This is a genomic window from Streptomyces sp. NPDC043176 (assembly GCF_056436715.1).
The window spans coordinates 200,857-225,747 of the sequence record NZ_JBWKCA010000009.1; the positions used below are offsets into that span (position 1 = coordinate 200,857).

General features: G+C 73.7%; 19 protein-coding genes. 6 read left to right on the forward strand and 13 right to left on the reverse strand.

The features are described 5' to 3' along the window. Positions 1–30: 30 nt before the first annotated feature. On the reverse strand, positions 31–300 hold the full coding sequence (locus AC067A_RS17535) for an acyl carrier protein (protein WP_367827999.1): 270 nt from the start codon (positions 298–300) through the stop codon (positions 31–33). Between the two features lie 49 nt (positions 301–349). After that, a complete protein-coding gene (locus tag AC067A_RS17540) occupies positions 350–1,078 on the reverse strand; it encodes an SDR family oxidoreductase (RefSeq protein ID WP_479243340.1) in 729 nt (242 codons plus the stop codon). A 263-nt stretch (positions 1,079–1,341) separates the two neighbouring features. On the opposite strand from AC067A_RS17540, the gene AC067A_RS17545 reads away from it, so the two are divergent. The 3 genes from AC067A_RS17545 to hemG all read left to right on the forward strand — a co-directional run bounded on the left by AC067A_RS17545 (position 1,342) and on the right by hemG (position 6,110). Then, positions 1,342–2,853 carry an FAD-dependent monooxygenase gene (locus AC067A_RS17545; RefSeq protein ID WP_479243341.1) on the forward strand — a complete coding sequence of 504 codons (1,512 nt, stop codon included), beginning with the start codon at positions 1,342–1,344 and terminating at the stop codon, positions 2,851–2,853. A gap of 29 nt (positions 2,854–2,882) precedes the next feature. Further along, complete coding sequence (locus AC067A_RS17550; protein ID WP_479243342.1) at positions 2,883–4,355, forward strand: FAD-dependent monooxygenase; 1,473 nt, start codon at positions 2,883–2,885, stop codon at positions 4,353–4,355. A 273-nt stretch (positions 4,356–4,628) separates the two neighbouring features. Further along, positions 4,629–6,110 (forward strand): protoporphyrinogen oxidase, encoded by a 1,482-nt coding sequence (gene hemG / locus AC067A_RS17555; RefSeq protein ID WP_479243343.1) that lies wholly within the window; start codon positions 4,629–4,631, stop codon positions 6,108–6,110. Positions 6,111–6,193: 83 nt separating this feature from the next. Here hemG and AC067A_RS17560 read toward each other — a convergent pair whose 3' ends face one another. From AC067A_RS17560 to AC067A_RS17600, 9 genes are all read right to left on the reverse strand, one after another. Beyond that, positions 6,194–7,945, reverse strand: a complete 1,752-nt coding sequence (locus tag AC067A_RS17560) for an FAD-dependent monooxygenase (RefSeq protein WP_479243344.1) — start codon at positions 7,943–7,945, stop codon at positions 6,194–6,196. 165 nt (positions 7,946–8,110) lie between these two features. Next, positions 8,111–8,566, reverse strand: coding sequence for a pyridoxamine 5'-phosphate oxidase family protein (locus AC067A_RS17565; RefSeq protein ID WP_479243345.1), 456 nt, complete (start codon positions 8,564–8,566; stop codon positions 8,111–8,113). After that, positions 8,563–9,690, reverse strand: coding sequence for a threonine aldolase family protein (locus tag AC067A_RS17570; RefSeq protein ID WP_479243346.1), 1,128 nt, complete (start codon positions 9,688–9,690; stop codon positions 8,563–8,565). The genes AC067A_RS17565 and AC067A_RS17570 overlap by 4 nt, the downstream gene beginning before the upstream one ends. Beyond that, complete coding sequence (locus tag AC067A_RS17575) at positions 9,687–11,099, reverse strand: aldehyde dehydrogenase family protein (protein ID WP_479243347.1); 1,413 nt, start codon at positions 11,097–11,099, stop codon at positions 9,687–9,689. Before AC067A_RS17575 ends, AC067A_RS17570 begins: the two co-directional genes overlap by 4 nt. Continuing rightward, the gene (locus AC067A_RS17580; RefSeq protein ID WP_479243348.1) at positions 11,096–12,196 is read right to left on the reverse strand and encodes a hypothetical protein; all 1,101 of its coding nucleotides are present in this window, start codon (positions 12,194–12,196) and stop codon (positions 11,096–11,098) included. The genes AC067A_RS17575 and AC067A_RS17580 overlap by 4 nt, the downstream gene beginning before the upstream one ends. Then, entirely contained in the window at positions 12,135–13,988 is a 1,854-nt protein-coding gene (locus tag AC067A_RS17585) for an asparagine synthetase B family protein (RefSeq protein ID WP_479243349.1), read from the reverse strand. Before AC067A_RS17585 ends, AC067A_RS17580 begins: the two co-directional genes overlap by 62 nt. After that, a complete protein-coding gene (locus tag AC067A_RS17590) occupies positions 13,976–15,058 on the reverse strand; it encodes an alpha/beta hydrolase (protein WP_479243350.1) in 1,083 nt (360 codons plus the stop codon). The genes AC067A_RS17585 and AC067A_RS17590 overlap by 13 nt, the downstream gene beginning before the upstream one ends. Further along, positions 15,055–16,527 carry an MBL fold metallo-hydrolase gene (locus tag AC067A_RS17595; protein ID WP_479243351.1) on the reverse strand — a complete coding sequence of 491 codons (1,473 nt, stop codon included), beginning with the start codon at positions 16,525–16,527 and terminating at the stop codon, positions 15,055–15,057. Before AC067A_RS17595 ends, AC067A_RS17590 begins: the two co-directional genes overlap by 4 nt. Then, positions 16,527–17,894, reverse strand: a complete 1,368-nt coding sequence (locus AC067A_RS17600; protein ID WP_479243352.1) for an SUMF1/EgtB/PvdO family nonheme iron enzyme — start codon at positions 17,892–17,894, stop codon at positions 16,527–16,529. The genes AC067A_RS17595 and AC067A_RS17600 overlap by 1 nt, the downstream gene beginning before the upstream one ends. A gap of 323 nt (positions 17,895–18,217) precedes the next feature. Here AC067A_RS17600 and AC067A_RS17605 point away from each other — a divergent pair, with 323 nt between their 5' ends. After that, positions 18,218–19,015, forward strand: a complete 798-nt coding sequence (locus AC067A_RS17605) for a phytanoyl-CoA dioxygenase family protein (protein WP_479243353.1) — start codon at positions 18,218–18,220, stop codon at positions 19,013–19,015. Positions 19,016–19,088: 73 nt separating this feature from the next. Here the strand turns inward: AC067A_RS17605 and AC067A_RS17610 are convergent, their stop codons facing one another. After that, the gene (locus tag AC067A_RS17610) at positions 19,089–20,357 is read right to left on the reverse strand and encodes an ATP-grasp domain-containing protein (RefSeq protein WP_479243354.1); all 1,269 of its coding nucleotides are present in this window, start codon (positions 20,355–20,357) and stop codon (positions 19,089–19,091) included. A gap of 77 nt (positions 20,358–20,434) precedes the next feature. Here AC067A_RS17610 and AC067A_RS17615 point away from each other — a divergent pair, with 77 nt between their 5' ends. Together AC067A_RS17615 and AC067A_RS17620 are read left to right on the forward strand one after the other, a co-directional pair. Further along, positions 20,435–21,631 carry an MFS transporter gene (locus AC067A_RS17615; RefSeq protein WP_479243355.1) on the forward strand — a complete coding sequence of 399 codons (1,197 nt, stop codon included), beginning with the start codon at positions 20,435–20,437 and terminating at the stop codon, positions 21,629–21,631. A gap of 76 nt (positions 21,632–21,707) precedes the next feature. Beyond that, positions 21,708–23,045, forward strand: coding sequence for a nucleotide disphospho-sugar-binding domain-containing protein (locus AC067A_RS17620; RefSeq protein WP_479243356.1), 1,338 nt, complete (start codon positions 21,708–21,710; stop codon positions 23,043–23,045). Between the two features lie 144 nt (positions 23,046–23,189). Here the strand turns inward: AC067A_RS17620 and AC067A_RS17625 are convergent, their stop codons facing one another. Then, positions 23,190–24,731 carry an alpha/beta fold hydrolase gene (locus AC067A_RS17625; RefSeq protein WP_479243357.1) on the reverse strand — a complete coding sequence of 514 codons (1,542 nt, stop codon included), beginning with the start codon at positions 24,729–24,731 and terminating at the stop codon, positions 23,190–23,192. Between the last annotated feature and the right edge of the window lie 160 nt (positions 24,732–24,891).

The following is a 24,891-nucleotide window of genomic DNA, read 5'->3' on the forward strand; positions in this document are numbered from 1 at the left end:
GGCCGCGAGCGGCCGCGATCCCCCGCGGGATCAGGCCGCCGACATGACCTTCAGCTGGAGCAGCGAGTTCACGAACTCGACGAGGTCCCCCGCGGTGTTGATCAGGCCGATCTCGTCCTCGTTGAGCTCGATGCCGAAGTCCCGCTCGATCCGGCTGTACGTCTCCAGGAGCGCGAGGGAGTCGTAGCCCAGCTCGTCGAAGGGGCTGTCGGGCGCCTGGTCGAGGGGAAGCGCGTCCTCGGCCTCGCCGGCGCACTGGCGCATGATGGTCTGGAGGTCGCCGATCGTTATCTGCAGCACAGCCGTTCCTCTTTCTCTGTGGGTGACTCTCGGTCGGAGCCGCGCCGCGTTACCACGGCACGGTTCCGTCGTCCGCCAGGCAGGCGCCCGACGGTCCGGTCTCGTCGAGCAGGGCGAGCCGGACCGCGATCCCCGCTCCCTCGGCGGGTGTGCGGTGACCGCGGTGATGGTTGATGTCGGTCGCCACCACTCCGGGGAGGGCGGCGTTGACCTTGATCGGGGTGCCGCGCAGCGCCTTCGCGTAGGCGACCGTCAGCGCGTTCAGCGCGGTCTTCGAGGACTGGTAGGCGATCATGTCGAGACCCGCGAGCGGCGAGCCCGGAGCGGAGTTCAGGGTCAGCGAGCCGACGTGGCTGGACAGGTTGACGACGCGGCCGGCCTCGGAGCGGCGCAGCAGCGGCAGCAGCGCGCGGGTCACGGTGACCACTCCGAAGACGTTGGTCTCGTAGACCTCCCGCAGGTCGTCCGCGGTCGCCTCGTCCGCCGTGCCGGTGAAGCCGCCCGCGACACCGGCGTTGTTGACCAGGATGTCGAGGCGTCCGTACCGCCGCTCGATCTCGCCGGCGGCCTCGGCCGCGGAGGCCGGGTCCGTCACGTCGAGGCGCAGCGGCACCGCGGTGATCCCGTCGGCGGCGAGCGCGTCGGCGGCCTGCTTGCCCCGCACCTCGTCCCGGGCGCCGACGAGGACGGTGACGCCCTGCTCTCCGAGCTGCCGCGCGACGGCGAACCCGATGCCCTTGTTGGCGCCCGTGATGAGCGCGACCTTCCCGTCCGGCACGTCGTTTCCTTTCCTCAGGGGCGTTCCACGAGAGGCGCGCCGAATTGCCGATGACCCGACGTTAGTAAGAGGCAAAAGCCGGGAGCACCTCCGACATTGCCATTCGATTCCGGTGTTCAAGCGTTCAATGGCGGCGTTCAAGCACGCCTATTCCTCGGTTGAACGCCGCTCCGGCGCGCCCGCATTCTTTTCATTGCAGTCGAACACGGCGCTGAGTAGCTTCACCATGGCCAACCGTCGCCACAGCGCAGAGGGTCCTAATGATGAAAACAACCGACGTCATCGTGGTGGGTGCCGGGCCCGTCGGCCTGTTCCTCGCCGGAGAGCTCCGGCTCGGCGGCGTGGACGTGGTCGTCTACGACAGGCTGCCCGCGCCGAGCGGCGAGTCCCGCGCCCTCGGGTTCAACCGGCGCGCCGCCGAGACCCTGGGGCAGCGCGGGGTGCTCGACCGGCTCGGCGAGTTCCGGTGGGGCCCGATGGGGCACTTCGGCGGCGTCCGCTTCGACCTCGGCATGCTCGACGAGGACCACAGCGGCGTCCTCGGCCTGTCCCAGGCCAGGACCGAGGAGGCGCTGGGCGGTTGGCTGGCCGAGCTCGGCGTCCCGGTGCGCCGCGGCCGCGAGGTGACCGGACTCCGCGAGACCCCCGACGGCGTCGTGGTGGCGTACGACGGTCCCGAAGGCCCCGGCGAGGAGACGGCCGGTTACGTGGTCGGCTGCGACGGCGCGGACAGCACCGTCCGGGCGCTCGCCGGCATCGCGGCCCCCGGCCACGAGGCCACCCGCGGCATGTACACCGCCGAGATCACCGGCGTCGCCCTGCGTCCGCGGCCCATCGGCGAGCGACTGCCCGGCGGCTGCATGGTGGTCTGCACCCCGGTGGGCCCCGGCCGCCTCCGGATCGTCGTCCACGACCCCTCGCTGCCGGCCCGCCCGGAGCCGGGCGCGCTGACCTTCGCCGAGGTCGCCGCCGCCTGGAAGCGGCTGACCGGCGAGTCCGTCGACGACGCCGAGCCCCAGTGGGTGTGGGCCACCGGCAACTCCACCGCGCACGCGGAGGAGTACCGGCGCGGCCGGGTGCTCCTGGCCGGCGACGCGGCGCACGAGATCCCGCCGCTGGCCGCCTGGGGGCTCAGCGCCGGACTCCAGGACGCCGCGAACCTCGGCTGGAAGCTGGCGGCGACGGTCAGGGGCTGGGCCCCCGAGGGGCTGCTCGACACCTATCACGCCGAACGACACCCGGTCGGCGCCGAGTTGATCCGCAACGCGCGTGCCGCACAGAAGGTCTACCTCGGCGACGACGCCATGGACCCGATCCGCGAGGTCATGGGCGAGCTGCTCGCCCACAAGGACGCGGCGGAGCAGGCCGCGGGCATCGTGAGCGGCCTCGGCATCCGTTACGCGTTCGGCCCGGGCGGCCATCCGCTGCTCGGCCTGCGCATGCCGCCGCACCGCGAACTCGCCCTGGCGGACGGGACCCGCGCCCGCGTCGGCGACCTGCTGCGCACCGGCCGCGGCCTGCTCGTCACCACGGACGGCGGCACGGCCGCGGAGCACGCGGAGGGCCTGACCGACCGGGTCGACGTCGTCACCGGCACCTGGGTCACCGAGCCGGACGCCGACACGGGCGCCGACGCCGTCGCCTCGCTCGACGCGGTCCTCGTCCGCCCCGACGGCTACGTCGCCTGGACCTCCCCCGGCGGCGCCGACGGCCTCGCCGAGGCACTCGGCCGCTGGTTCGGCACCGCCCGCGTCCCCCAGACCGCCGGCCGTTGACCGGCCCCCTCGAACCAAGGAGCTCAGGTATGCCCAGGGACACAGCCCGGGATGTCATCGTCGTCGGCGCCGGGCCCGTCGGGCTGATGCTGGCGGGCGAACTCGGCCTGCGCGGCGTGGACGTCGTCGTCTACGAGCGGCTGCCCGCCCCGGCGCGCGAGTCGCGCGGCGCGAGCTTCACCCAGCGCACCGCCGAGTGCTTCGACCAGCGGGGCCTGCTCGGCGCGCTCGGCTCGACCGAGCCGGCCGACAGCCACTTCGGCGGGGTCCCGATCGACCTGTCCGCGCTGGCCGAGGACCACTACGGGCACCGGGGCATCTCCCAGTTCCGCACCGAGCGGATGCTGGAGGAGTGGGTGACCGGGCTCGGCGTGCCGATCCTGCGCGGCCACGAGGTGACCGGTTTCGAGGAGGACGCCGACGGCCTCGTGGTGTCCCTCGAAGGGCCCGGCGGCGCCGCCGAGGCCACCGCCCGCTACCTCGTCGGCTGCGACGGCGGGCGCAGCTCCGTCCGCAAGCTGGCCGGCATCGGCTTCCCCGGCACTCCCGGCGGGCGCGGCTTCCTCACTGCCGACGTCACCGGCATCGAGACCCGCAAGCGGCGCATCGGCGAGAACCTGCCGGGCGGCAGCATGATCATGGCGATGGACCTGGAGAACGGCGTCACCCGCGTCGTCGTCCACGAGGCCGGGACGGCGCCGCGCGACCGCGACTCGCTCACGTTCACCGATCTCGCCGACGCCTGGCAGCGGCTCACGGGCGAGTCCCTCCACCACGGCGAGTGCCGCTGGATCAGCTGCTTCACCGACGCCTCCCGGGCCGCCGCCGCGTACCGCAGCGGCCGGGTGTTCCTGGCGGGCGACTCCGCGCACATCCAGCCCCCGGCCATGGCGCAGGGGCTCAGTGTGGGCGTCCAGGACGCGGTCAACCTGGGCTGGAAGCTGGCGGCGGCGGTCAAGGGCACGGCCCCCGAGGGCCTGCTCGACACCTATCACGCCGAACGCCACCCGGTCGGCGAGCAGTTGGCCCGAAACGCCCGGGCGGCGATCGAACTGCGGCTCACCGGCGAGGACATGGACCCCGTCCGCTCCCTCATGACGGAGCTCGTCGCCCACCCGGACGCCGCCGAGCACCTCGCGGGCATGCTGAGCAACCTCGGCGTCCGCTACGACCTGGCCAAGGGCGACCATCCGCTGCTCGGCCTGCGCATGCCGCCCGGCCGGGAGGTCGACCTGCCCGACGGCACCCGTACCCGGGTCGCCGACCTGCTGCGCACCGGGCGCGGCCTGCTCGTCACCACGGACGGCGCCCCGGTGCCGGCCGCGGCGGCCCTGGCCGACCGGGTCGACGTCGTCACCGGCACCTGGGCGGCCGCTCCGGAACCCGCGCTGGACGCGGTCCTGGTACGCCCCGACGGCTACGTCGCCTGGACCTCCCCCGGCAGCGTCGACGACCTCACCGAGGCCCTCGCCCGCTGGTTCGGGACGCCGGACGCGGCCTAGGGCCCGTCCGGTGCGGGACGCGGTCCGCAGCCCGTCCGACCTGGGGGCGGCCCGGAGCCCGTCCGACCTGGGACGCGGTCCGGAGCCCGTCCGACCTGGGACGCGGCCCGGGCCCCGTCCCGCGGACCAGGCCTGACGGCCTTGGTCCAGCCGCACTCGACCGGGGTTCCGGGGGCCCCGGTCAGACTGCCGAAGCCCGTCACGGCGCCGACCCGTCGGCGCCGGGGCGGGTCCTACGACACCGTATGCATCATTCATCAAGGAGCTGGTGGAATGGCCGGGAGCGAACGGGATCAGGCGAGCGGGAAGCCCCATGTGGTCATCGTCGGGGGTGGTATCGCGGGCCTTGCGGCAGCGTTCTACCTGCGTGACGAACCGGTCCGGGTGACGCTCCTGGAGAGCTCGGACCGGATCGGCGGCAAGCTCAAGGTCTCCGACGTGGCCGGGGTGCCGGTCGACGAGGCCGCCGAGTCGCTGTACGCCAACCGCCGCAAGACGACCGGCCTGATCAAGGAGGCCGGGCTCGGCGACCGGATCATGTCGGCGGGCGTCACCGCGTCGGCGATCCTCACCAAGGACGGCATACGCCACCAGCCGGACCGGCAGTTCATGGGCGTGCCCTGCGACATGGACGACCTGGCCCAGTCCGGCGTGCTGTCCGCCGCCGGTCTCGACCGGGCGCGCCAGGACCTGGCGCTGCCCTCGTTCGACCGGGAGGGGGACGTCTCGGTCGCGTCGTTCGTCGGCGGGCGCCTCGGCCAGGAGGTCGTGGACCGCCTCGTCGACCCGTTCCTCGCCGGCGTGTTCTCCGGCCGCGCCGAGGACCTGTCGTTCGAGGCGACGCTGACGCCGCTGGCGATGGCGTCCCGCAACCACGTGTCCCTCGCGGACGCGGCGGGTTCGCTGACGCCGGTGCTCGCGGAGGGCGAGAAGCCGCCGCCGGTGAGCGTCGCCACCCTGGAGGGCGGCTTCGGTTCGCTGCCCCCGACGCTGGTGCGGGAGGTGCTGGCCGCGGCGCCGGACGCCTCGCTGCGCACCGGGGCGTCCGTCCGGGAGCTCACCCGGACCGCCGACGGCTGGCGGCTGGCCGTGGGTCCCGTCACCGACCCGGAGTACCTCGACGCCGACGCCGTCGTCGTCGCCGTGCCGGCCGGGCCCGCGGGCCGTCTGCTGGCCGGGGTCCCCGGCGCCTCCGCGGCGGCCTCGGCGCTCGCCGAGGTCCCGTACTCCAGCGTGGCGACGGTGACGCTCGCCTACCCGCACGCGGCGTTCACCGGCGGCGGCCTCCACGGCCGCGGCTACGCCGCCTACCGGGTGCCGGCGACGGAGGGGAAGCTCGTCAAGGAGGTCACCTTCACCACCGTGAAGTGGCCGCACCTGGCCGGCGAGGTGGAGATCGTCCGCTGCGCGCTCGGCCGGTTCGGCGAGGACCACCTGCTGCGGCGCGACGACGCCGACCTGGTCGCGGTGGCGGCGGCCGAGCTCGCCGAGGCCATCGGCGTGACCGGCGTCCCGGTGGCGAGCCGGGTGAGCCGCTGGGAGGACGCCCTGCCGCAGTACACGGTCGGGCACCTGGACCGGGTGAAGCGGATCCGCGAGTCGGTGGCCACCCAGCCGGGCCTCGCGGTGTGCGGCGCGCTGTACGACGGCGTGGGCGTCGGCGTCTGCATGGCCACCGCGCGCAAGGCCGCCGACCAGGTCCTGGGCTTCCTGAAGAAGCGGGCCGCCGAGCGTTCGGTCGCGGTCGGCGTCTGACCCGGCCTTCGAGGCCCTGACGGCGACGAGAAGGGGCCGTGCCCGATCGGGCACGGCCCCTTCTCGTCGTTCCGGAAGCCGGGTCAGCGGTCCAGGACGGCCGCGAACACCTCGGTCAGGACCTGCTCCGGGTCCTCGGTGCCCTCCGTGGCGCGGTAGGCGACGTGCCCGTCCGGGCGGACCAGGAGCGCGCCGGTGCCGGTGATCTGCCGGACGGCCTCCCAGCCGCCGTCCACGTCCTCGTAGTCGCCGCCCTCGCCGATGCGGGCCGTGACGAGGGGGACGGAGTACTTCTCCGCCACGCGCTCGGCCGCCTCCGTCCACGGCGTCCCCTCGGGGCCGGTGATCAGCACGTAGCCGCTGGTGCCGGTGAGGTCGATCGTGGAGAGGACCTCGCCGTCGCGGCTGATCCAGGCGTGCGGCACCCGGTGCCCGGGACGGGACGTCGGCACGTGCACGTTCCGCATCGGGACGCGGGCCGGCCTCTCGGTGCCGTCGGGGACGAGCGCGCCCTCCTCGTAACCGAAGCCCACCTCCATGTCGAGCGACTGGCAGCCGCCCCGGTGGGTGTGGAAGATCTCCAGGGCCCGGGCCCGCACGGTGTCGCCGTCCGGGGACGGGTCGAAGTAGGCCTCCAGGCGCTGGCCGCGGCGGCCGGCCGGGATGTTGTGGCCGACGCCGACGGCGTCGATGACGACCTGGTGGTGGGCGGCGGCGGACACGGCCCAGTCGACGTTCTGCCGGCCCACGGGACGGCGCTCGGACTCGTAGGTGTCGATCAGGCTGTCGGGCGAGCCGCCGTTGACGACCGCGGCGAGCTTCCACGCCAGGTTGTGGGCGTCCTGGATGCCGGTGTTGAGGCCGAGCCCGACGGCGGGCGGCTGGCGGTGCGCGGCGTCGCCGGCGATCAGCACGCGGCCGACGCGGTAGCGGTCGGCGAGGTGGGCGTGCACGATCCAGTCGGTGACCTTGTGGACCTCGATCTCCAGTTCCGGCAGGCGCAGCAGCTCGCGGATGCGGGGGACGACGGTCTCGGCGTCCCAGCGTCCGGGCGGGCCGGGGGCGAAGTGCAGGCCCCACTGCTCGCAGGCCTTGCCCCAGCTCGGCCCCATCTCGATCAGGTTGCTGGAGAGGTCGGGGTCCTCCGGGCTGAGGAAGTGGGTGATGAGCGTGCCCTCCTCCCACCACTCGGACAGGTCGGCGGAGAAGTAGGCGGTGGTGGTGTTGACGAGTCCGGGCGGGCCTTCCAGCTTGATGCCGACCTCGGGGCCGACGAACCGGCCGCCGTCGGCGCCTATCAGGTACTGCGCCTTGACGGTGGTGACCTCCCCGGTCTCGACGTTCCGCACCTCGGCCAGGACGTGGTCGCCCTCGTCGGAGAAGGTGGTGACCTCGTGGTGGAAGAGGATCCGGCCGGGGCTGCGGTTCTCGGCGTGGCGGCGCAGGATCGGCTCCAGCCACATCTGCGGCAGCTTCGCCGGCAGGACGGGCCCGACCTCCTCGTAGCTCTCGCGCAGTTCGCCGCCGCCGAAGGCGTCCATCTCGTGGATCAGCCGGCGGTCCATCGGACCGTCGCCCGCGAGCGTGGTCTGCCAGCGCACCTTCCCGAACATCTCCAGCGGTGCCGCCTCGGCGAGGACGTCGTCGGCGATGCCGTGCTGCCGGAAGATCTCCATCGTGCGCTGGTTGAGATAGTGCGCCTTCGGAATCCTCGACGTGTCCGGGTGCCGTTCCACCAGCAGATGGTCGACGCCCTGGTCGGCCAGGAAGACGGAGGCGGACAGACCGCATCCGCCACCGCCCACGATCAGGACCGGAACCTCGATTGTCCCCATGTTCGCCCTTCCAGAAATATCGACGGATGCATTGCCGTCGCAGCCTGGCAAAGGGCTCTTCAGGGCCGGTCAAGAACGGCTGGACCCGGCCCGCCCGCACGGCCGCCGGCCGGTCACGGGGGTGTGACCGGCCGGCGGGCGGAGGGGGCGGGGTCGTGCGCGGGGTCAGCCGAGCCAGACCCCGTCGCGCATGAGGCCGCGGCCGGCCAGCTCGTTCGCCTCGCGCCAGGCCTGGGTGCGCTGCGGCCGGATGCGGAAGTACTGGTAGGGCTGCTCCAGTTCGCGCGGGTCGAAGCCGGTCTTGGCCGCGAAGGCGTCCCCGGCCTCCTGGCCGAGCTCGGCGACGTCCACCGGCTCGGCGACGCCGTCGACGATCACCACGTCGCGCGTCGGGCCGAGGCCGAGGCGGACCCGGCCGTCGGCGAGCAGGTTGCGGCCGGTGATCGAGGCGCGCGGCGTCGAGATGAGGAACGCGGTGCCGTCCCAGAGGTAGGAGAGGGGGATGAGGTGGACTCCGCCCTCGGCGCCGGAGGTGGCGACCCAGAGGTCGACGTCGTTCTCGAGCCTGGCGCGCGTGTCCTTGAGCCGCTCCTCCAGTCCACGCGGTGGCATGTCGGTCATGCTTCCTCCATCGATGTCGCGGAGCCGTCCCCGGCCGGGAACGGCTCGTTCGGTTGTCGGCCGGGCCTCGCGGGCAGCGTGGCCGCCACGGCCGCCACGGCGCTGACGGCCGCGCGCACACTGATCATGTCGTGTGACCGGTGCGCCACGAAGCGGACATGGCCGTTCGGCAGCGGAAGGACGCGAACTCCGTGCTCGGCGAGGCGTGTTGCGCAGTCGTCGGCCGTAAGGCCGGCGAGCCGGGCCATGACCATGTTGGTCGGTCGCGGCGGGCGCATCACCTCGGCGCCGGGCACCGAGGCGATGCCCGCGGCGAGGGCGGCCGCCTTGTCGTGGTCGGCGGCCAGGTCGGGCAGGCGCCCGAGCGCGACCAGGGCGGGCGCGGCGACGACTCCCGCCTGGTGCAGGGAGCCGCCGAGCCAGGTCCGCAGCTCGCGTGCCCGCGTCGCGTACGCGCGCGTGCCGCAGAGGAGGCCGCCGACCGGGCCGCCGAGCCCCTTGGAGACCGAGAAGGACACGCTGTCGGCGGGACCCGCGAGTTCGGCCGGCGGCACGCCGAGCGCCACGGCCGCGTTCGCGAGGCGGGCGCCGTCGAGGTGGAGGTGCGCGCCGTGGCGGTGGGCCAGGTCGGCCACGGTGCGGGTGGCGGCGGCGTCGAGGGCGTTGCCGGAGCGCATCATGCTGGTGTTCTCCAGGCACACCACGGTCGGCCGTCCCGCCGCGCCGGCGGCGAGCAGCGCGGTCAGGGCGTCGGGGTCGGGCAGGCCGTCGGGGCGCTGTGCCACGGTCACGAGGTCGATCCCGCCGAAGCGGCGCAGGCCGTCCGCTTCGAGGAACGCCATGTGGGTGTCGGCGCCGGCGATCACGCGGGGCGGCGGCGACCCGGGCGGGCCGGCCGCGGCGAGCGGGGCGATCAGGTTCGCCATGGTGCCGCTGGGCACGAGCAACGCGGCCTCGGTGCCCAGGAGTCCGGCGACCGTCTCCTCCAGGAGGGCGACGGTGGGGTCGTCGCCGTACACGTCGTCGCCGACCCGGGCCTCGGCCATGGCCGCGCGCATCCGGGCGTCCGGCAGGGTGCGGGTGTCGCTGCGGAAGTCGAGCCGCGGCGGGCCGGCGGTCGTCATCGGCCGCTGCCTCCCGGCCGGTGGGCGATCCAGACGGCGCGGGGCCGGGTGTAGCCCTCCACCGCGTGGAGGCCCAGTTCGCGGCCGTACCCGGACTGGCCCATGCCGGAGACGCTGACGGTCTCCTCGGTGTCGCCCCAGGTGTTGACCCAGACCATGCCGGCGCGCAGGTTCCGGCCGAAGTGCTCGACCCGGTCGGCGTCCGACGTCCAGACGGAGGCCGACAGGCCGTACGCGGTGTCGTGGGCCAGGGCCAGGGCCTCGGTGTCGGTGTCGAACGCGGCGACGGACAGCACGGGCCCGAAGATCTCCTCGCGCCAGGCGCGGCTGTCCGGCGGCGCTTCGTCCAGGATCGCGGGGTGGACGTGGAACCCGCCGTCGAGGTCGTGGCGGACGCCGGTGGCGCCGGGCGGCAGGACGACCCGCGCGCCCTTCGCCGCGGCCTCCTCGACCACCTCGGCCGCGCGGTCGGCGGCGGCCCGGCTGATCAGGGGACCGAGGTCGGTGGCGGGGTCCGCGGGCCGGCCGACCCGCAGGCCGGCGGCGAGCTTGGCCACGCGGTCGACGAACTCGCCGTGCACGGCCCGGTCGACGACCAGGCGGGAGGCGGCGACGCACATCTGGCCGGTGTTCCCGGTGAATCCGGCGACGACGGCCCGCGCGGCCGCGTCGAGGTCGGCGTCGCGGAAGACCACCACGGGGCTCTTTCCGCCGAGTTCGAGCGAGACGGGCTTGAGGCCGTCGGCGCAGCGGCGTGCGACGTCCCGCCCGGCGGCCGTCGAGCCGGTGAACGACACCGTGCCGACGGCCGGGTGCTCGCACAGCAGCCGGCCGGTGGTGGCGCCGCCGTACACGCCGGTGAGCACGCCCTCGGGGAGCAGTTCGCCGGCGCGGTCGACGAGGCGGCGCAGCGAGAGCGGGGTCTCGGGCGCGGGCTTGACCACGACGGTGTTGCCGTACGCGAGGGCCGCGGCGATCTTCCACACGGCGAGCAGCAACGGGTAGTTGTTCGGCGCGACGGCCGCGCAGACGCCGACCGGGACGCGGTCGGTGTAGGCGCGCAGGCCGGGGCCCGCCGGATGGGTCTCCCCCACCGGGTGGCGGGCCGCCGCCGCGAACCAGTCGAGCACCCGGGCGGCGAAGTCGACCTCGCCGAGCGCCCGTGCGGTGGGCTTGCCGGCGTTGCTGCGCTCCAGTTCCGCGAACACCTCGCGTTCGTCGCGCAGCAGGTCACCGAGGGCCCGGAGCGCCTCGCCGCGCCGGCTCGGCGAGGTGTCGGCCCACGCGCCGCGGAAGGCCGCGTCCGCGCGGGTCACGGCCTCGTCGACGCCGGACTCGTCGGTGTCCTTCAGGCGGGCGAGGAGGCGCCCGGTGGCGGGGTCGAGGACGGCCCGGCCGGTCCCGGTCATCCCAGCACCTCGGCGTTCCCGCCGAGGCGGAGGGCGGCGTCGATGCCGGCGACCAGGCCGAGGAAGGCCTCGCGGCCGAGGCCCTGTCCGGCGCTGCCGAGCAGGCGGAGGTCGTAGCCGTCGGGGTGCTGCCACCAGGCGTCGCAGGCGCCGTACCGGGCGTCGGGGTAGCCGAGGTGGAGGGGGCGGCCGCCGAGGTCGTGGAGTTCCTCGGTGGCGGGGTGCTTCTCGCGGGCGGGCGGGAACTCCAGGCGGCCGCCGCCGGTGCGCTGGGCCGTGAGGCGCAGTTCGCCGCCGGCCGGCGAGGCGTAGACGACCTCCAGTTCGCGGACGGCGGCGCCGTCCCCGAAGGTCGCGGCGCTCTCGGCGCGGAACGCGCCGGCCGTCACCGGGACGCCCTGGGCCGTGAGGAAGGGGGTGACGTCGGCGGAGGGGAGCCAGTCGCCCTCGTGCCTCCTGTCGCGCCGGTGGAAGGAGAAGACGCCGGTGGGCACGGACACCATGTCGGCCCGGTGCCTGGCCCAGTAGCTCAGCTCGGCGAACGGGGTGGCCAGGATCCGTTCCGCGGCCCGGGGCACCGCGGGGCGCAGCGCCGCGAACAGCGCGACGAGTTCCTCGTCGGTGAACTCTCCTTCGAGGACGGAGAGTTCGACGGTGGTACGGGCCATCCGGGCGCTGCCGGCCCGGTGTCCGAGGTAGTCGGTGCCGAGCCAGGCGACCCGGCCCTCGCCGATCTCGTACGGCCGGGTCTCGCTGCCCCACAGGCACGGGTGGTCCGCGGCGGGGAAGGCCCAGTCGTAGTGGAACTGCTTGAGGCGCAGGCGGCGGCCGCCGCCGGAGATCTCGGTGCGGTAGCCGGCCGGGTTGGCGTCGCTCCAGGGGGTGCGGCCCTCGGCCTCGACGCGCCCGGGGGGAGCCTCGCGGCGGAGGGTGCCGACGCTGGTGTCGCAGCCCGCGGGCAGTGCGCCCGGCCGCCACACCACGAAGTTGCAGCCGTCCTGGGCGACCGCCTCCGTGAGCACCGGCGGCACCGGGTCAAGGTCGGCGGCGCGTTCCAGGATCTGCCAGCGCCACGGGGGTACGGATCGGTTCAACATGGCTCCTCGGTTCGGTTCTGAACTCCGCGAGGTGGTCGAGCCAGGCGGAGGAGGACGCGAGAAACATCCATTCGCCGACGCCCAGTTCGGCGCGGAGCGCGTCCGGCAGCGGCGGCAGCCCGAAGGGGGTGCCGAGTCCGTCGGCGAGCTCGGTGAGCCGCCGCACGTAGCGGGGGTCGGTGGGGGTGGGGAAGCCCTGCTTGCGGCGGTGGCGTACCGACTCCGGCATCAGGTCGGCGAGCGCCGCCTTGAGCAGGCCCTTGTGGCTGCCGGGCTTGTTGGTGTCCTTCAGGTGCTCGGGGCAGCGGAAGGCCAGTTCGGTGAGGGCGACGTCCTGGAAGACGGGCCGGTCCTCCAGGGTGAAGGTCGACGAGGTGGCGTCGACCATGTCGTTGACGTAGACGAGGAAGCGCCGCATCAGGTGGTGCCGGCCGCGCTTGAGGGGCGAGGCCGTCTTGAGCGCCCGGTACTCGTCCATGGTGCGTTCCCACACCCGGTCGGTGACGACGCTCATGTCGACGTCGAGCTCGTGCGCCATCCAGCCGACGAGCCGCGCCCACACCGGCCGTTCGTCGGCGTGCAGCCGGTGCGTGAGGTAGTGCCGGCCGTGGATGTACGTGGGGGCGAGCGGGTCCACGACGGGGAAGTAGCGGCCGTCCTGGTAGCCCCAGAGCTCGTCGGCGCCGTGACCCGAGTAGACGACCACCTTCCGGTCGCCGGCGATGGTCCCGTAGAGGTGGTGCATGGCGAGTTCGGCGCCGTGCAGCAGCGGCCGCATCAGCCGGGTGGGGAGCACGGGGACGAGGTCGGCGGCGGCGTGCCGGTCCAGGTCGCAGACGGTCAGCCTCACCCCGAGGCGTTCGGCGACCTCGGTGGCGTAGGCGACGTCGTCGCCCGAGCCGCCGATGCCGTCCTGGTAGCGGAGCACGTATCCGTCGAGGGGCACTCCGGCGGCGGTCAGGCCGGCGGCGATGGCCGTGCTGTCGACGCCGCCGCTGAGCACCGCGGCCCGGGGGACGTCGGACACGGACCGCTGCCGGACCGCCCGGTCGAAGGCGGCCCTGATCTCCTCGGGCTCGACGACGCCGTCCACGGACGCCGGCTTCCAGTAGCGGTGGGTCCGCGTGCGGGTGGGCGTGCGCGTGGGGTCGACCACCAGGTACTCGGCCGGCTGGAGGGAGCGGACGCCGCGCAGCCAGGTGTGGTCGTCGGCCGCGTCCATCCGGATCCACGAGCGCAGCAGGTACTCCTCGGCGTCGACCTCGGGGGTGATCAGGCCGGTGCGGAGCAGGACCTGCTGCTCGGAGGCGAACAGCAGCCCCCCTTCGGTGAGGGCGTAGAAGAGCGGTTTGACGCCGAAGTGGTCGCGGGCCAGCACGACCCGGCCGGTCGAGGTGTCGTGCCAGGCGAGGGCGAACATGCCGTCGAGGGGCCGCAGGGCGTCCGCGGGGTCGTCCTCGCGGCAGACCTGCTGGAGGGCGAACTCGGTGTCGCAGCTGGTGCGGCGCGGCCACAGCGGCGGGGCGGGCGAACGGGAGCCGTAGACCTCGCCGTTGTGGACGAGCACGACCCGGCCGGTGGGGTCGGCCATCGGCTGGTCGCCCGCGTGGCTGCGGTCGCGGACGGCGAGCCGGGTCGCGCACAGCATGACGGTGCCGCACGCGGAGACGTACGGGGCGCGGGAGCCCTCCCCGCGGTGGGCCATGGCCCGGGTCATGGTCCGGCCGAGCGCGTCGAGCCAGGCGCGGTCCCGGCGGCCGTCGAAACTGATGAAGCCCGCTATACCGCACATGTGCCACTCACCCAACCCGCCTGACGTGTCCGGCTCTTCGGTGTCCCCGTCCGCTCCGAGAATGCCTCCGGTTCCCCCCAGACCCGCCGGAGTCCGGCCAGGGCCTCGGTGAAGACGTGCTCGATGCCGTGGTGGCCGCCCTCGTGCTCGCGGTAGACGTGCGGGACGTCGTGGGCCCGCAGGGCGGCGTGCAGGGCGCGGACGCCCCAGTGCATGCCGTACTCGTCGCGCTGTCCGACGTCGAGGTGGAGCAGCCCGAGCCGGGCCAGCCGGCCGGAATGCCCGGGGAGCATCCGCACCGGGTCGAGGGTGAGCCAGCGCTGCCACACGTCGTCGCGGAACAGGCCCGTCCCCGGGTCGCACGGCAGCGCGTCGGAGGCGCTGGTCCCGGGCTTCTCGGCGTAGCACATGCCCATCGCGACGATGCTCATCGCGACCATGAAGGGCACGTCGTGGGGGCCGGTGTCCCGGCGGGCGAGCAGTCCCTCGACGCCGCCCGCGGCGCGGATCGTGTCGAGGGTGCCGGGCAGCAGCGGCAGGTAGCAGTGCTCGAACCCGGCGTCGGGCGAGCAGGCGACGACCGCTCCGAACAGGTCGGAGGTCATGCCGGCGATCAGCGCGCCGTAGCCGCCGCTGGACTTGCCGCCGACGGCGCGCCAGGCCGGGTCGGGCCGGGTCGCGAACCGCCGGTCGACCTCGGCGACGACCTCGGCGAGGTAGCCGGCGTACGCGCCCGACGCGGCGGAGTCGAGGTACTGGGAGCCGCCGTAGGCGGTGGTGCAGTCCGGCACGACGAGCAGCGCGGGCGGCACCCGGCCGTCCTCCATCGCCTGCCGCAGCCGGTCGGCGACGGAGGCGCCGAAGGCGAGTGCCCGGCCGGTCAGGCCGGGGTGGGCGCCGAACCCGGGCAGCCAGTAGACGACCGGGAAGCGGCGGACGCCGTCGTATCCCGGCGGCAGGTGCACCTCGATGCTCCGCCGGTACGGGTCTCCCAGCGGGTTGCCGCGCAGGCGGGCGCTCTCGTGGTCGACCACGACGGTGGCGGGGAACGCGCCGGCGGGGCCGCTCACGAGCCGGCCTCCTGCCGCAGTGCGCGGTCGACGTGGCGGGTGTAGAACGACGGGTGGTGGAAGACCGCGGAGAGCAGCACCCCGTCGCTGGCCCACAGGCCGAAGGAGCTGCCGAACAGCAGGTCGGCGCCGAGCATGGCCTCCAGGGTGCTCGCCGCGATCTCGGTCCAGCCCTCGCCGCCGGCGACGTGGCCGCGGGCGGGGCCGGGGCCGAGGCGGGTGACGCGGCCGGCCACCGGGTCGAGCAGGAAGGCGGTCTCGCCGCCGCGGTTCCCCGCCGCGCCCTCGTCCTTCCCCGCGCCCGCGCCCCCGTCCCCGTCCTCGTCCTCGCCCTCGCCCTCGTACAGCGACACGACGTGCCGTCCGGCGCCGTCGTCGAGCGCCCGGTACCAGTAGTCGGTCGCCACGAGCCGGTCGAGCACCTCGCGGAGGAGGTCCTCGGCGGGGCGGGTCTGGCGCCCGTACCGGTCGAGGGAGGCGTCGAACGGCGGGACCGGTGTGCCGGGGTCGAGCCGCACCTCGGCGTAGACCTCGTCGAAGTCGTACGCGCCGGGCGCGACCGGCCCGTCGGTCAGGGCGGCCTTGCCGTCCGCCACCTCCATGACCTGGCCGGGGCCCCAGAGCAGGCCGTCGCGACCCAGCTCGTCGAGGCGCGCGAGGGCCTCGGTCGGGGTGAACGGGAACATCGTCCTGTTGCACCAGGAGTAGTCGCGCTCGCCGTCGCCGCTGACCCGCCAGCCGAACGACGAGGGCACGGTCACGGTGGCGGGCAGCGTCCCGACGTACCGGTCGAAGTTCGCGACGGCGCGGGCGCGGACCGCGTCCGGGTCGGTCAGCGCGCGGCGCTCGGTGAGCACGCCCGGCGGCGAGACGCTGTGCGCGGGGACGAACACGGCGTCGAGGCGCGGCGCGTCGTCGCGCTGGAAGGCGGCGACGGTCGCCTCGTGCAGGAGGGCGTCCCCGCAGAGCATGACGGAGGCGTCGGCGGTCTCCACGAGCACGCTCATCTCGGGGAACGACACCGCCGAGGGGAACGTCCGCAGGGTCGCCCCGCCCAGGGTGACGGTGTCGCCCGGCGTCACCGGGTGCAGGCGCTCGAAGCCGAAGCGGCGCAGCGTCCAGGCGATCGCCTGGTGCCCGAGCCCCGATGCGGTGAGCTGCGGCGGCACGGGGCCGGCGGGATAGACGCAGGTGACGCCGGAGCTCTGGCGCGGGCTGTCGTCGAAGTCCACGTCGGCGCCGTCGACGAGCCGGAGCAGCGACGGGAAGTGGTGGTGGTCGTAGTGGTGGTGGCTGAGGACCACGTAGTCGACGCCCTCGTCGAGCACCCGGCGGACCAGGTCGTCCGGCAGCGGCGGGTGGTGCTCCCAGAAGCGGTCGAGGCGCTGGGTGAGCCACGGGTCGAAGAGGATGCGTTCCGTGCCCGTCTCGACGAGGACGGCGGCGTGGCCGAGGGAGGTCAGGCGCATCAGCCGGCCGCCTCGTACACGCAGCGGAAGCCGACCTCCATGTGCCGGTCGGTGATCAGGTCCTTGCCCCGGTAGAAGGTGGTGAGGCAGGTGGGCGGGGAGGTCCACGTGCCGCCGCGCAGGACGTGGAAGGCGTCCTTGCGGTTCATGAAGTCCAGCGGGTGGCGGCCCTTGAAGAAGGGGTCCATGTCCTGGCCGGTGTAGAAGTTGGTCCGGGTCAGCTCCCAGACGTTCCCCGAGGTCTGGAGCACGCCGTACGGGCTCGCGCCTTCCGGGAGGGCGTCCGCGGCCAGCACCGGGTGGGCGGGGCTCTCGCCCTGCTCGACGGTGACGAGCAGCGCCTCCAGGGAGTCGAGGTCGGCGACGTTCTCGCCGAAGGCCCGCTCGACGTAGTTCACCCGGGCCGGGTCCCACTCGTCGCCCCACGGGTAGCGGCGGCCGTCGGTGCCGCGCGCGGCCTTCTCCCACTGGTGCTCGCTGGGCAGCGAGCCGCCGGCCCACTTCGCGAAGGCGTAGCCGTCGTACCAGTCGATGCCGACGACCGGCTGATCCGGCGCGTTGAAGCGCGGGTCGTGCCAGTGCGCGGGGCGGTGCGACCGCTCCACCGGCTGGTCGGGGTGGTCGAACTCGCCTGAGTCGCCGACCTCTTCGAGGAACTCCCGGTAGCGGGCGTTGGTCACCGTCGTGCGGTCGATGTGGAAGGCGGGCACGTCCACGGCGCTCAGCGTCAGGTCGTCGGTCAGCATGCGGAAGGCGTCGGCCTCCTCGACCGCGCCGATGATCGCCGGGCCGCCGGGCACCAGGACGACGTCGGCGTTGCGCCGGGGCCGCTTGCGCGCGGCCTCGATCCGGGCCCGCATGTCGGAGAAGTACTCGTCCTCGAGGCGGCGGAGTTCGGCCGGGTCGCGGGTGCCGAACACGCTGAGGAGGGCGCGCTTGGTGAGGGCCGCGCCGCAGCCGACCGGCTTGCGCGCCCAGCCCGGCTTGGTGAAGTTGCTGGGCCAGCCCGAGATGCGGATGAGGTCGGGGACGGCGGCCGCGATGCGGTACTCGGTGATGACCTTCAGGGCCGTGAAGGCGACCCAGTCGACGGTGTCGTGCGTCGAGGCGGCGACGGCCGTGTCGGCCGCGGGGTCGCCCGCGTGGTGCTCGGCGAGCAGCCGCACGGCGCCGGCGCGCACCGGCCACTCCGGGTGCGTGATGGCGAGGGTCGCGAGCAGCGGCACCCCGTCGGCGGCCCGGCCCTTCTCGCGCGCGAGGCCGACGACCCGTTCCACCGACGCCCAGTAGCGGTCGTCGGTGGAGTCGTCGATCACCAGCATGTCGGCGGGAATGTCGATGACGTGCGCAACGCGATTTCCTACCATCTCAACCTCTCTCTCGGGACGATGGACGACGAGCCGCCCGTACGGAATGCGAATCCGTACGGGCGGCGCAATTCGCTGGTCAGCGGATTACCACTTGCTGGTCTCCTGCTGCGCGTCACGGGTCTCCATGAAGGTACCGTCGCTCATTGTGAACTCCCTCCGGTATTCCGATTCATGCGGTCGGTCGACCTCATGCCGAGAAGCTTAGGCAGCGCCGATAAGGCGCTACAACGGAAAGGGCCGCGAACGCCGAAAGAGAGCATTCTGCGAGATATCCGGGGTAGGTTCGCGCCCACCCGTCATCAGGAGAGAGGACACGACGAATGGTCGACACCGAATACCGTGACCTGCGGGAGAACGGTTTCACCCGGCTCCCCTCGCTCGCGGCCGGCGACGCGCTCGACCGGCTCCGGCGGGCGGTCGGCCGGCTGGAGGAGCTGGCCCGCGACCGCACGGTCTCCACCGGGGACTTCGTCCTCGAAGCCCCCGGCATCGGCGGCTGGGCGGCCTGGCAGCAGGGGTCGGGGGCGCTGGCCGGGGTGCTCCGCTCGGCGGACCGCATCCACGAACACGTGCCGGAGTTCGACGCGGTGCAGCGCTCCCTCGGCCTGGCCGGCGGGCCGGTCGCCCGGGCCGCAGGCGGGCATCCGGGCACCCTGGTCAACGCGTTCCTGTGGGCCAAGCCGCCCGTGGTGGGCTCGGCGAAGCCCTGGCACCAGGACCTGGCGTTCGCGCCGCCCGGCTTCGGCGCGGACGAGCACGGCATCGTGACGGTCTGGATCGCGCTGGAACCCGCCACCCCGCGCAACGGCTGCCTGGAGTTCCTGCCCGGCTCGCACCTGCTCGGGCTGCTCCCGCACACCGGGGACCGCGAGCGGCTGCCGGGCGAGGCCCGGCTGGCGGCGGCGGTCGAGCCGCACGTCGCGGCCGCGCACCTGCCGGCGACGGATCCGGTGGCCGTGCCCCTCCCGGCCGGTTCGGCGGTCCTCTTCGACGGCCTGGTGGTGCACCGCTCGGCGCCCAACACGACGGCGGCGGAGCCCCGTACGGCGGTCAGTTTCGTCTACCGGGTGCCCCGCCCCTCCTGGACGCGACGCACACCGGCCGCCGCCCGCGCCTGATGTTCGACCGCGGATCGGCAGCGGTCGAACGGGGGCGCGGCCGACGGCCGGTCGGGTTCCGGTCGAACGGCGGTCAGGAGCCGTCGAGGGCGTAGAAACCGACGCCGTCGAGGTGCCGGATGGTGTTCAGGTCGCGCTGCACGACCTCGTCGAGGTCGTGCAGCAGCGTCACGATCACCGGGTACGTGAGGTCGTCGACGGTCCTGCGGATCTCCTGGCCCGGCTTCACCGGGGTCGCCAGGGCGTGGAAGCCCTCCAGCCGTTCGATCTCCTCGATGCCCCGGTACTCGCGGAGGACGCCCTCCACCGGCGAGACCATGCCGGCGATCGCGGCGTACCGCCTCACCTCGTACGGCGTCCCCGCGCGGGCGTGGAACCGCTCGGGCCGCAGATACGCCTCGACGGTCCACTCCAGCTGCGAGGCGCCGATGCCGAGGCCGGCGGCGGCCGGGATGCCGCCGCCGGCGATCCGGGCGCCGATCTCGACCAGGCACGGCCCGTCCGGGGTCATCCTGATCTCCAGGTGGGCGGGGCCGTGCCGGATGCCGAGGGCGTCCAGGACCCGGAAGCCGTACTCCGTGAGCGGCTCCACGGCCCTGCTGCCGGAGTCGACGAGGGAGAGGGCGTCGCAGAGGTCGACGACGCCGTTCGCGCTGACCCGGCCGGTCCGCCAGACGTCGCACACGTGGTGGCGGCCGTCCCTGCTCACGGTGTTGACCATGTACTCGGTGCCCGCCAGGTACTCCTGGGCCACGGCCCCCCGGTTGGGCTGGGAGAAGACGTCGTCCGCGTCGGCGAGGGACCGGTAGGCGGCGACGGACTCCTCCGGGGTGTCGCAGAAGGAGACGCCCTGGCTGCCGGCGCTGCGCGGCGGCTTCACCACGACCCGGCCGCCGAGCTCGCGGTGCCAGGCGGCGAGTTCGTCCGCGTCGGTGGCCCACAGCTGCCGGGCGGCGCGCAGTCCGGCGGCCCGCAGGGTCTCGATCATGAGGTGCTTGTCGCGGCGCGCTGCGCTCAGGGCGGTTCCGTTGCCGGGCAGGCCCAGGCGCTCCGCGAGCAGGTCCGCGAGCTCCACCCCGATCTCGCCGCCCGAGATCACCGCGATCGGCGCGAACGCCGCGACAGCGTCCGCGGTGGCCGCCGGGTCGCCGTCGTGGACGATGTCCGCGACGAAGTCCTCGGGGACGTGCGGGGCCGACCGGTAGACGAAGGGCACGTCACGCGTGCTCTGCACGCGGACGACGGAGCACCCCTGCTTCCTGAATTCCAGAACGAGCGAACGGACCGCGGCATAGGCATCGACCATCACGATGCACGGGCCGCCTTTTTCGGCTGCTGTCATGTGTTCAAGATAGACAGACTTCTCCTTGGCCGAAATCCGTTCAGCTCTGTCATCCTCCAGCCCTGGAGGGATACTTCATGACGTTATTTCCCGCGACTTTCCGGTCGCCTCACCTCACTCCCGCATTGCTGTTCGTCAACACGTGCGGGAGTTTTCTGGTGCTCGTGAGCCTGTCCACCCACGTCGGCTCCGTCACCGGTTCCGGCCTGCTCGCCGGCGCCGTGCTGAGCGCCCCGTGGCTGCCCGCGCTGCTGCTCGCCGCGCCGCTCAACCGCCTCCTCGCCCGGCGCGCTCCGGAGCGGCTGGTCCGGCTGGCCGAGGCCGCGAGCCTGCTGCTCACCGCGGCCGCGCTCGCCGCGCCGGGCTCCGCGCTGCTCGCGGTCGCCACCGGACTCGTCCTGGCCCGCGGGTTCTTCGAGGCGGTCACCCGCTCGGCCACCTCGGTCGTGCTGCGCGGCGCGGTCCCCGCGGAGCGGCTCGACCGGGCCAACACCGTCGCCGAGATCGGCAAGCTGACCGGCCTCAGCGTCGGCGCCGCGCTGGCGGGACCCGCCGGCTCCGCCCTGTCCCTGCGGGGTCTGATCGCGGTGAACGTGGCGACCCTCGCGCTCTCCGCGCTCCTCGCCTGGGCGTTGCCGGCCGCCGCGGGCGGGGCCGCCGGGGAGAAGGCCGAGGAGAAGGCCGCCGCCGACGGCCGGCTGCGGGTCGAGGACCCGGTGCTGCGCCGGCTGTTCGCCCGGTTCCTGCTGGTGGCGTTCTGGCAGGGCTTCCACACGGTGGCCGTCACCGTCGTCCCGCTGACCCTGCTGGGCGGCGGGACGCGCCTGGTGGGCGTGTTCGTCGCGATGTCGGCGGTCGCGATCTTCGCGGGTTCGCTCGCCGCCCTGCCGGCGCAGCAGTACCTCGACCGGGTCCCGTCGGCGGTCTGGGCGGTGCTGCCCATGCCGCCGCTGCTCGCCGCGGTGCTGGTCGGCCGTACGGCACCGACGCTCGCGCTGTACGCGGTGTTCCTGGTCCTGTTCGAGGTTGCCTTCGTCCACTTCAACAACCGGCTGCTCGCCGCGGCCTCCGCCCGGGACCTGTCGTCGGTGGTGACGCTCCGGGCGACGCTGCTCCCCTCGGGCGTGGCGGTGTCGATCCTGGTCATGGGCGCCCTCTGCGACCTGGCGGGCCCGGTTCCGGCGGCCCTCGTGGTCGCCGCCGTCACGTTCCTGGTCACCGCCGCAACCGGGGGCACCCGGCAAATCTGGAGAAGAACCGTGCCGGAGGCGTGAGCATGATGATCGGGACCGACAGGGGGCGGAGTACCCCCGCCCACTCCCCACGGCCCCGACCCGAAGGCGGTCCGTCATGCGTGTGCTCATCGTGCCGTTTCCCTTTAAGACCCACCTGTTCAACCTGATCCCGCTGGCCTGGTCGCTGCAGACCGCCGGCCACGAGGTGCGCGTGGCCGGCTGGCCCGACCTGCTCGACGACGTCACCGGAGCCGGACTCACCGGCATCAGCGTCGGTCCGGGCGAGACCGCCGAGGTGCGGAAGGAACGCGACCGGCGGGACCAGCGGAAGAAGGCCGCCGCGCCCCCCGCGGGCGGCGCCGGGCAGGGTCCGCGGCAAGGGGGCGGCCTCGACCCCCTGTTCGACGTGCGGCCGGACCGCGACCGGCTCGACTGGGAGCAGGCGACCCGGGTCTTCGAGGACCTGGTGCTCCCCCAGGCCCGGCGGTCCAACGACTCGATGATGGACGACGTCGTCGGCTTCGCCCTCGAATGGAAGCCCGACCTGGTGCTCTGGGGCGCGAAGGCCTTCGCGGGGGCGGTGGCCGCGGCCGCGGTCGGCGCCGCGCACGCCCGGGTGCTGTACTCGGTGGACGTCTACAGCCGCATGCGCGAGGACTTCCTGCACGCGCAGGAGCGGCAGCCGCCCGAGGACCGCGCCGACGGACTGCGCGACTGGCTGTCGGGCTGGGCGGCGAAGTACGGCGTCGACTTCTCCGAGGACCTGGTGAACGGGCAGTTCACGATCGACCCCCTTCCCGGTGACTTCCGTCCCGACCACCGGCCGACGACCCTTCCGATGCAGTTCGTGCCCTACAACGGGCCCACCGTGGTGCCTCGTTGGCTGGCCGAGCCGCCCCGGGCGCCGCGGGTCCTGATGACGTTCGGCGACGCCGTGAACGACGGACCGGTGCGGCAGCTGCTGCCCGTCGAGAAGATCCAGGAGATCCTCGACTCGGTGGGCGACCTGGAGATGGAGCTGGTCCTCACGCTGCCGCGGGAGTCCCAGGAGAAGCTGCGCCGGGTGCCGGACAACACCCGCCTGGTGGAGTCCGTGCCCCTCGCCGACGTCCTGCCGACCTGCACGGCGATGGTGCACCACGGCGGCACCTGGTCGTTCGGCTGCGCGCTGCGCTACGGCGTCCCCCAGCTGCTCGTCAGCCGGGCCTTCGACGTACCGCTGAAGCTCCAGTGCCTGGAGCGGTCGGGGGCGGGTCTCGCCATGAGGCCCGCCGACGTGGACGGGCCGGGCGTCCGCGCCGCGATCGTCCGGCTCATCGAGGACGAGGCCCTCCGGGCCAGTGCCCGGCGGCTCCGCCTGGAGGTCCTGACGATGCCCGCGCCCAACGAACTGGCCCGCACCCTGGCGCAGTTGGTGGACGCGCACCGGGCCGGAGCGGCCTCGGCGCGCTGACCCGGAGCGGCGCCCGCCGGGCGAAGCCTTCCCGGGGAGCGCCGCTTCCTGTCGTCACGGAGCCACGGGCCCCGCGTGTCTCGCTCACGCGGTGCCCGTCCGCGTCCCGCGTGTCTCGCTCACGCGGGACGCGTCCGCGTCCGGTCAGGCGCCGGCCGGCACCGGGTCCGGGGCCGCCGCGCAGGTGGCGTCCACACCCCACTTGGAGGCGGGCCGGGTGCCGTCCCTCAGGTAGTCGCTGAGGTAGGCGTTGAGGCAGGTGTTGCCGTTCGCCGACAGGGCCGCGCCGACGCTGTGGCCGCCCTTCTCCAGGATGAAGCGGGAGTTGGGGAAGCGCAGGTGCGTGTCGTAGGCGCCGATGACGCCGTGCGCGGTGTCGAACTCGGGCTGCACGATGAGGACGTCGACCGAGGAGTTGCCGACCTGCACGGGCGCCTGGGAGGCGGCCGGCCAGAAGGCGCACGGCGCGGTGTACCAGGCGTTGTTCCAGGTCAGGAACGTGGTGCCGGTGGCGTACTGGGCGGAGTAGGCCGCGCTGTACGGGTTCCAGTCGCGCGGCCACGGGCCGTCGGTGCAGTTGACCGCGTTGGTCATGGTGTGGCGGTTCTGGTGCGGGAAGCCCGGGTCGGAGAAGTTGGCCTTCAGCGACGTCGGGTCGTTGTGGACGACGAAGTCCGAGAGGATCTTCGCGCGGTTCAGCCAGATCCAGTGGCGGTAGACGACCGGCTCGAAGACGTCGGCCCACTCCGCCGGGCCTATCTTGCCGTCGACGGGTGCGGTGCGCAGGCTGTTCTGGGCCGCGTAGTACTTCGCCTCGACCTGGGCGGCCGTGGTGCCCAGGTGGTAGACCGAGTCGTACTTGGCGACCCAGGCGAAGAAGATGCCGGCGTTCTGCTCGGTCGTGAAGTTCTTCCCGAGCTGGTTCAGGAAGCCGACGCCGCTCGGGCTCGGCACGCTGTCGACGATCAGCCGCTGGACCCGGTTCGGGTACAGGGTGGCGTAGACGGAGCCGAGGTAGCCGCCCCAGTCGGTGCCGAAGTAGGTGATCTTCTCCTGACCGAGCGCGATGCGCATCTGCTCCAGGTCGCGCGCGGAGTCCTTGGTGGTGAGGTGGTTCAGGATGTCGCCGTACTGCTGGCCGCAGCTCTGCGCGTACGAACGTGCCCGGTCCACCAGGGCCTGCTCGGCGGCGGGCGAGCCCGGCACCGGGTCGGGAAGCGCGTGGCCCGGGTTGATGTAGGTCGGGTCGCAGACGACCGCCGGTTCGCTGGCCCCGACGCCGCGCGGGTCGAAGCCGATGAAGTCGTAGGCGGCGCCGACGTCCTGCGCGAGGCCGGTGGTGCCCTTGGCGTACCGGGTGGGCAGGTCCCGCGCGATGGGGCCGGGCCACTGGCCGCGGTGCAGGATCACGACGCCCTTGTAGTCCGCCTCGGCGACGGTGTGCTTGGCCCGGGTCAGTGCCAGACTGATCTTCTGGCCGTCGGGCTGGGAGTAGTCGAGCGGCACCTGGACCGTGCCGCACTCGAGGCCCTTGAGCATGGCTCCGAGGGTCGGGTCGTTTTCCGGACACGGCGACCAGGCCACGCTTGCGGCCGGCGTGACCGCCTCCACCGCCGCCACCGGGGTGACGGACGGACCTACCAGGCCGGTCACGATCACCGTCGTGACCAATGCGAGCTTCTTCACGTGATTCCCCTTCTGGATGCAACGCGCTCGCAGCCTGACAAGGCCCTCTGTAATTCGGGTCAAAGATGGCTGGAATCCCACTTGAGTGAGCAAGAACGGAGAAGCATCCGGAGGGGCCTTTTCCCTAGCATGCGGAAACACGATCCCGACCTAGGAGTGA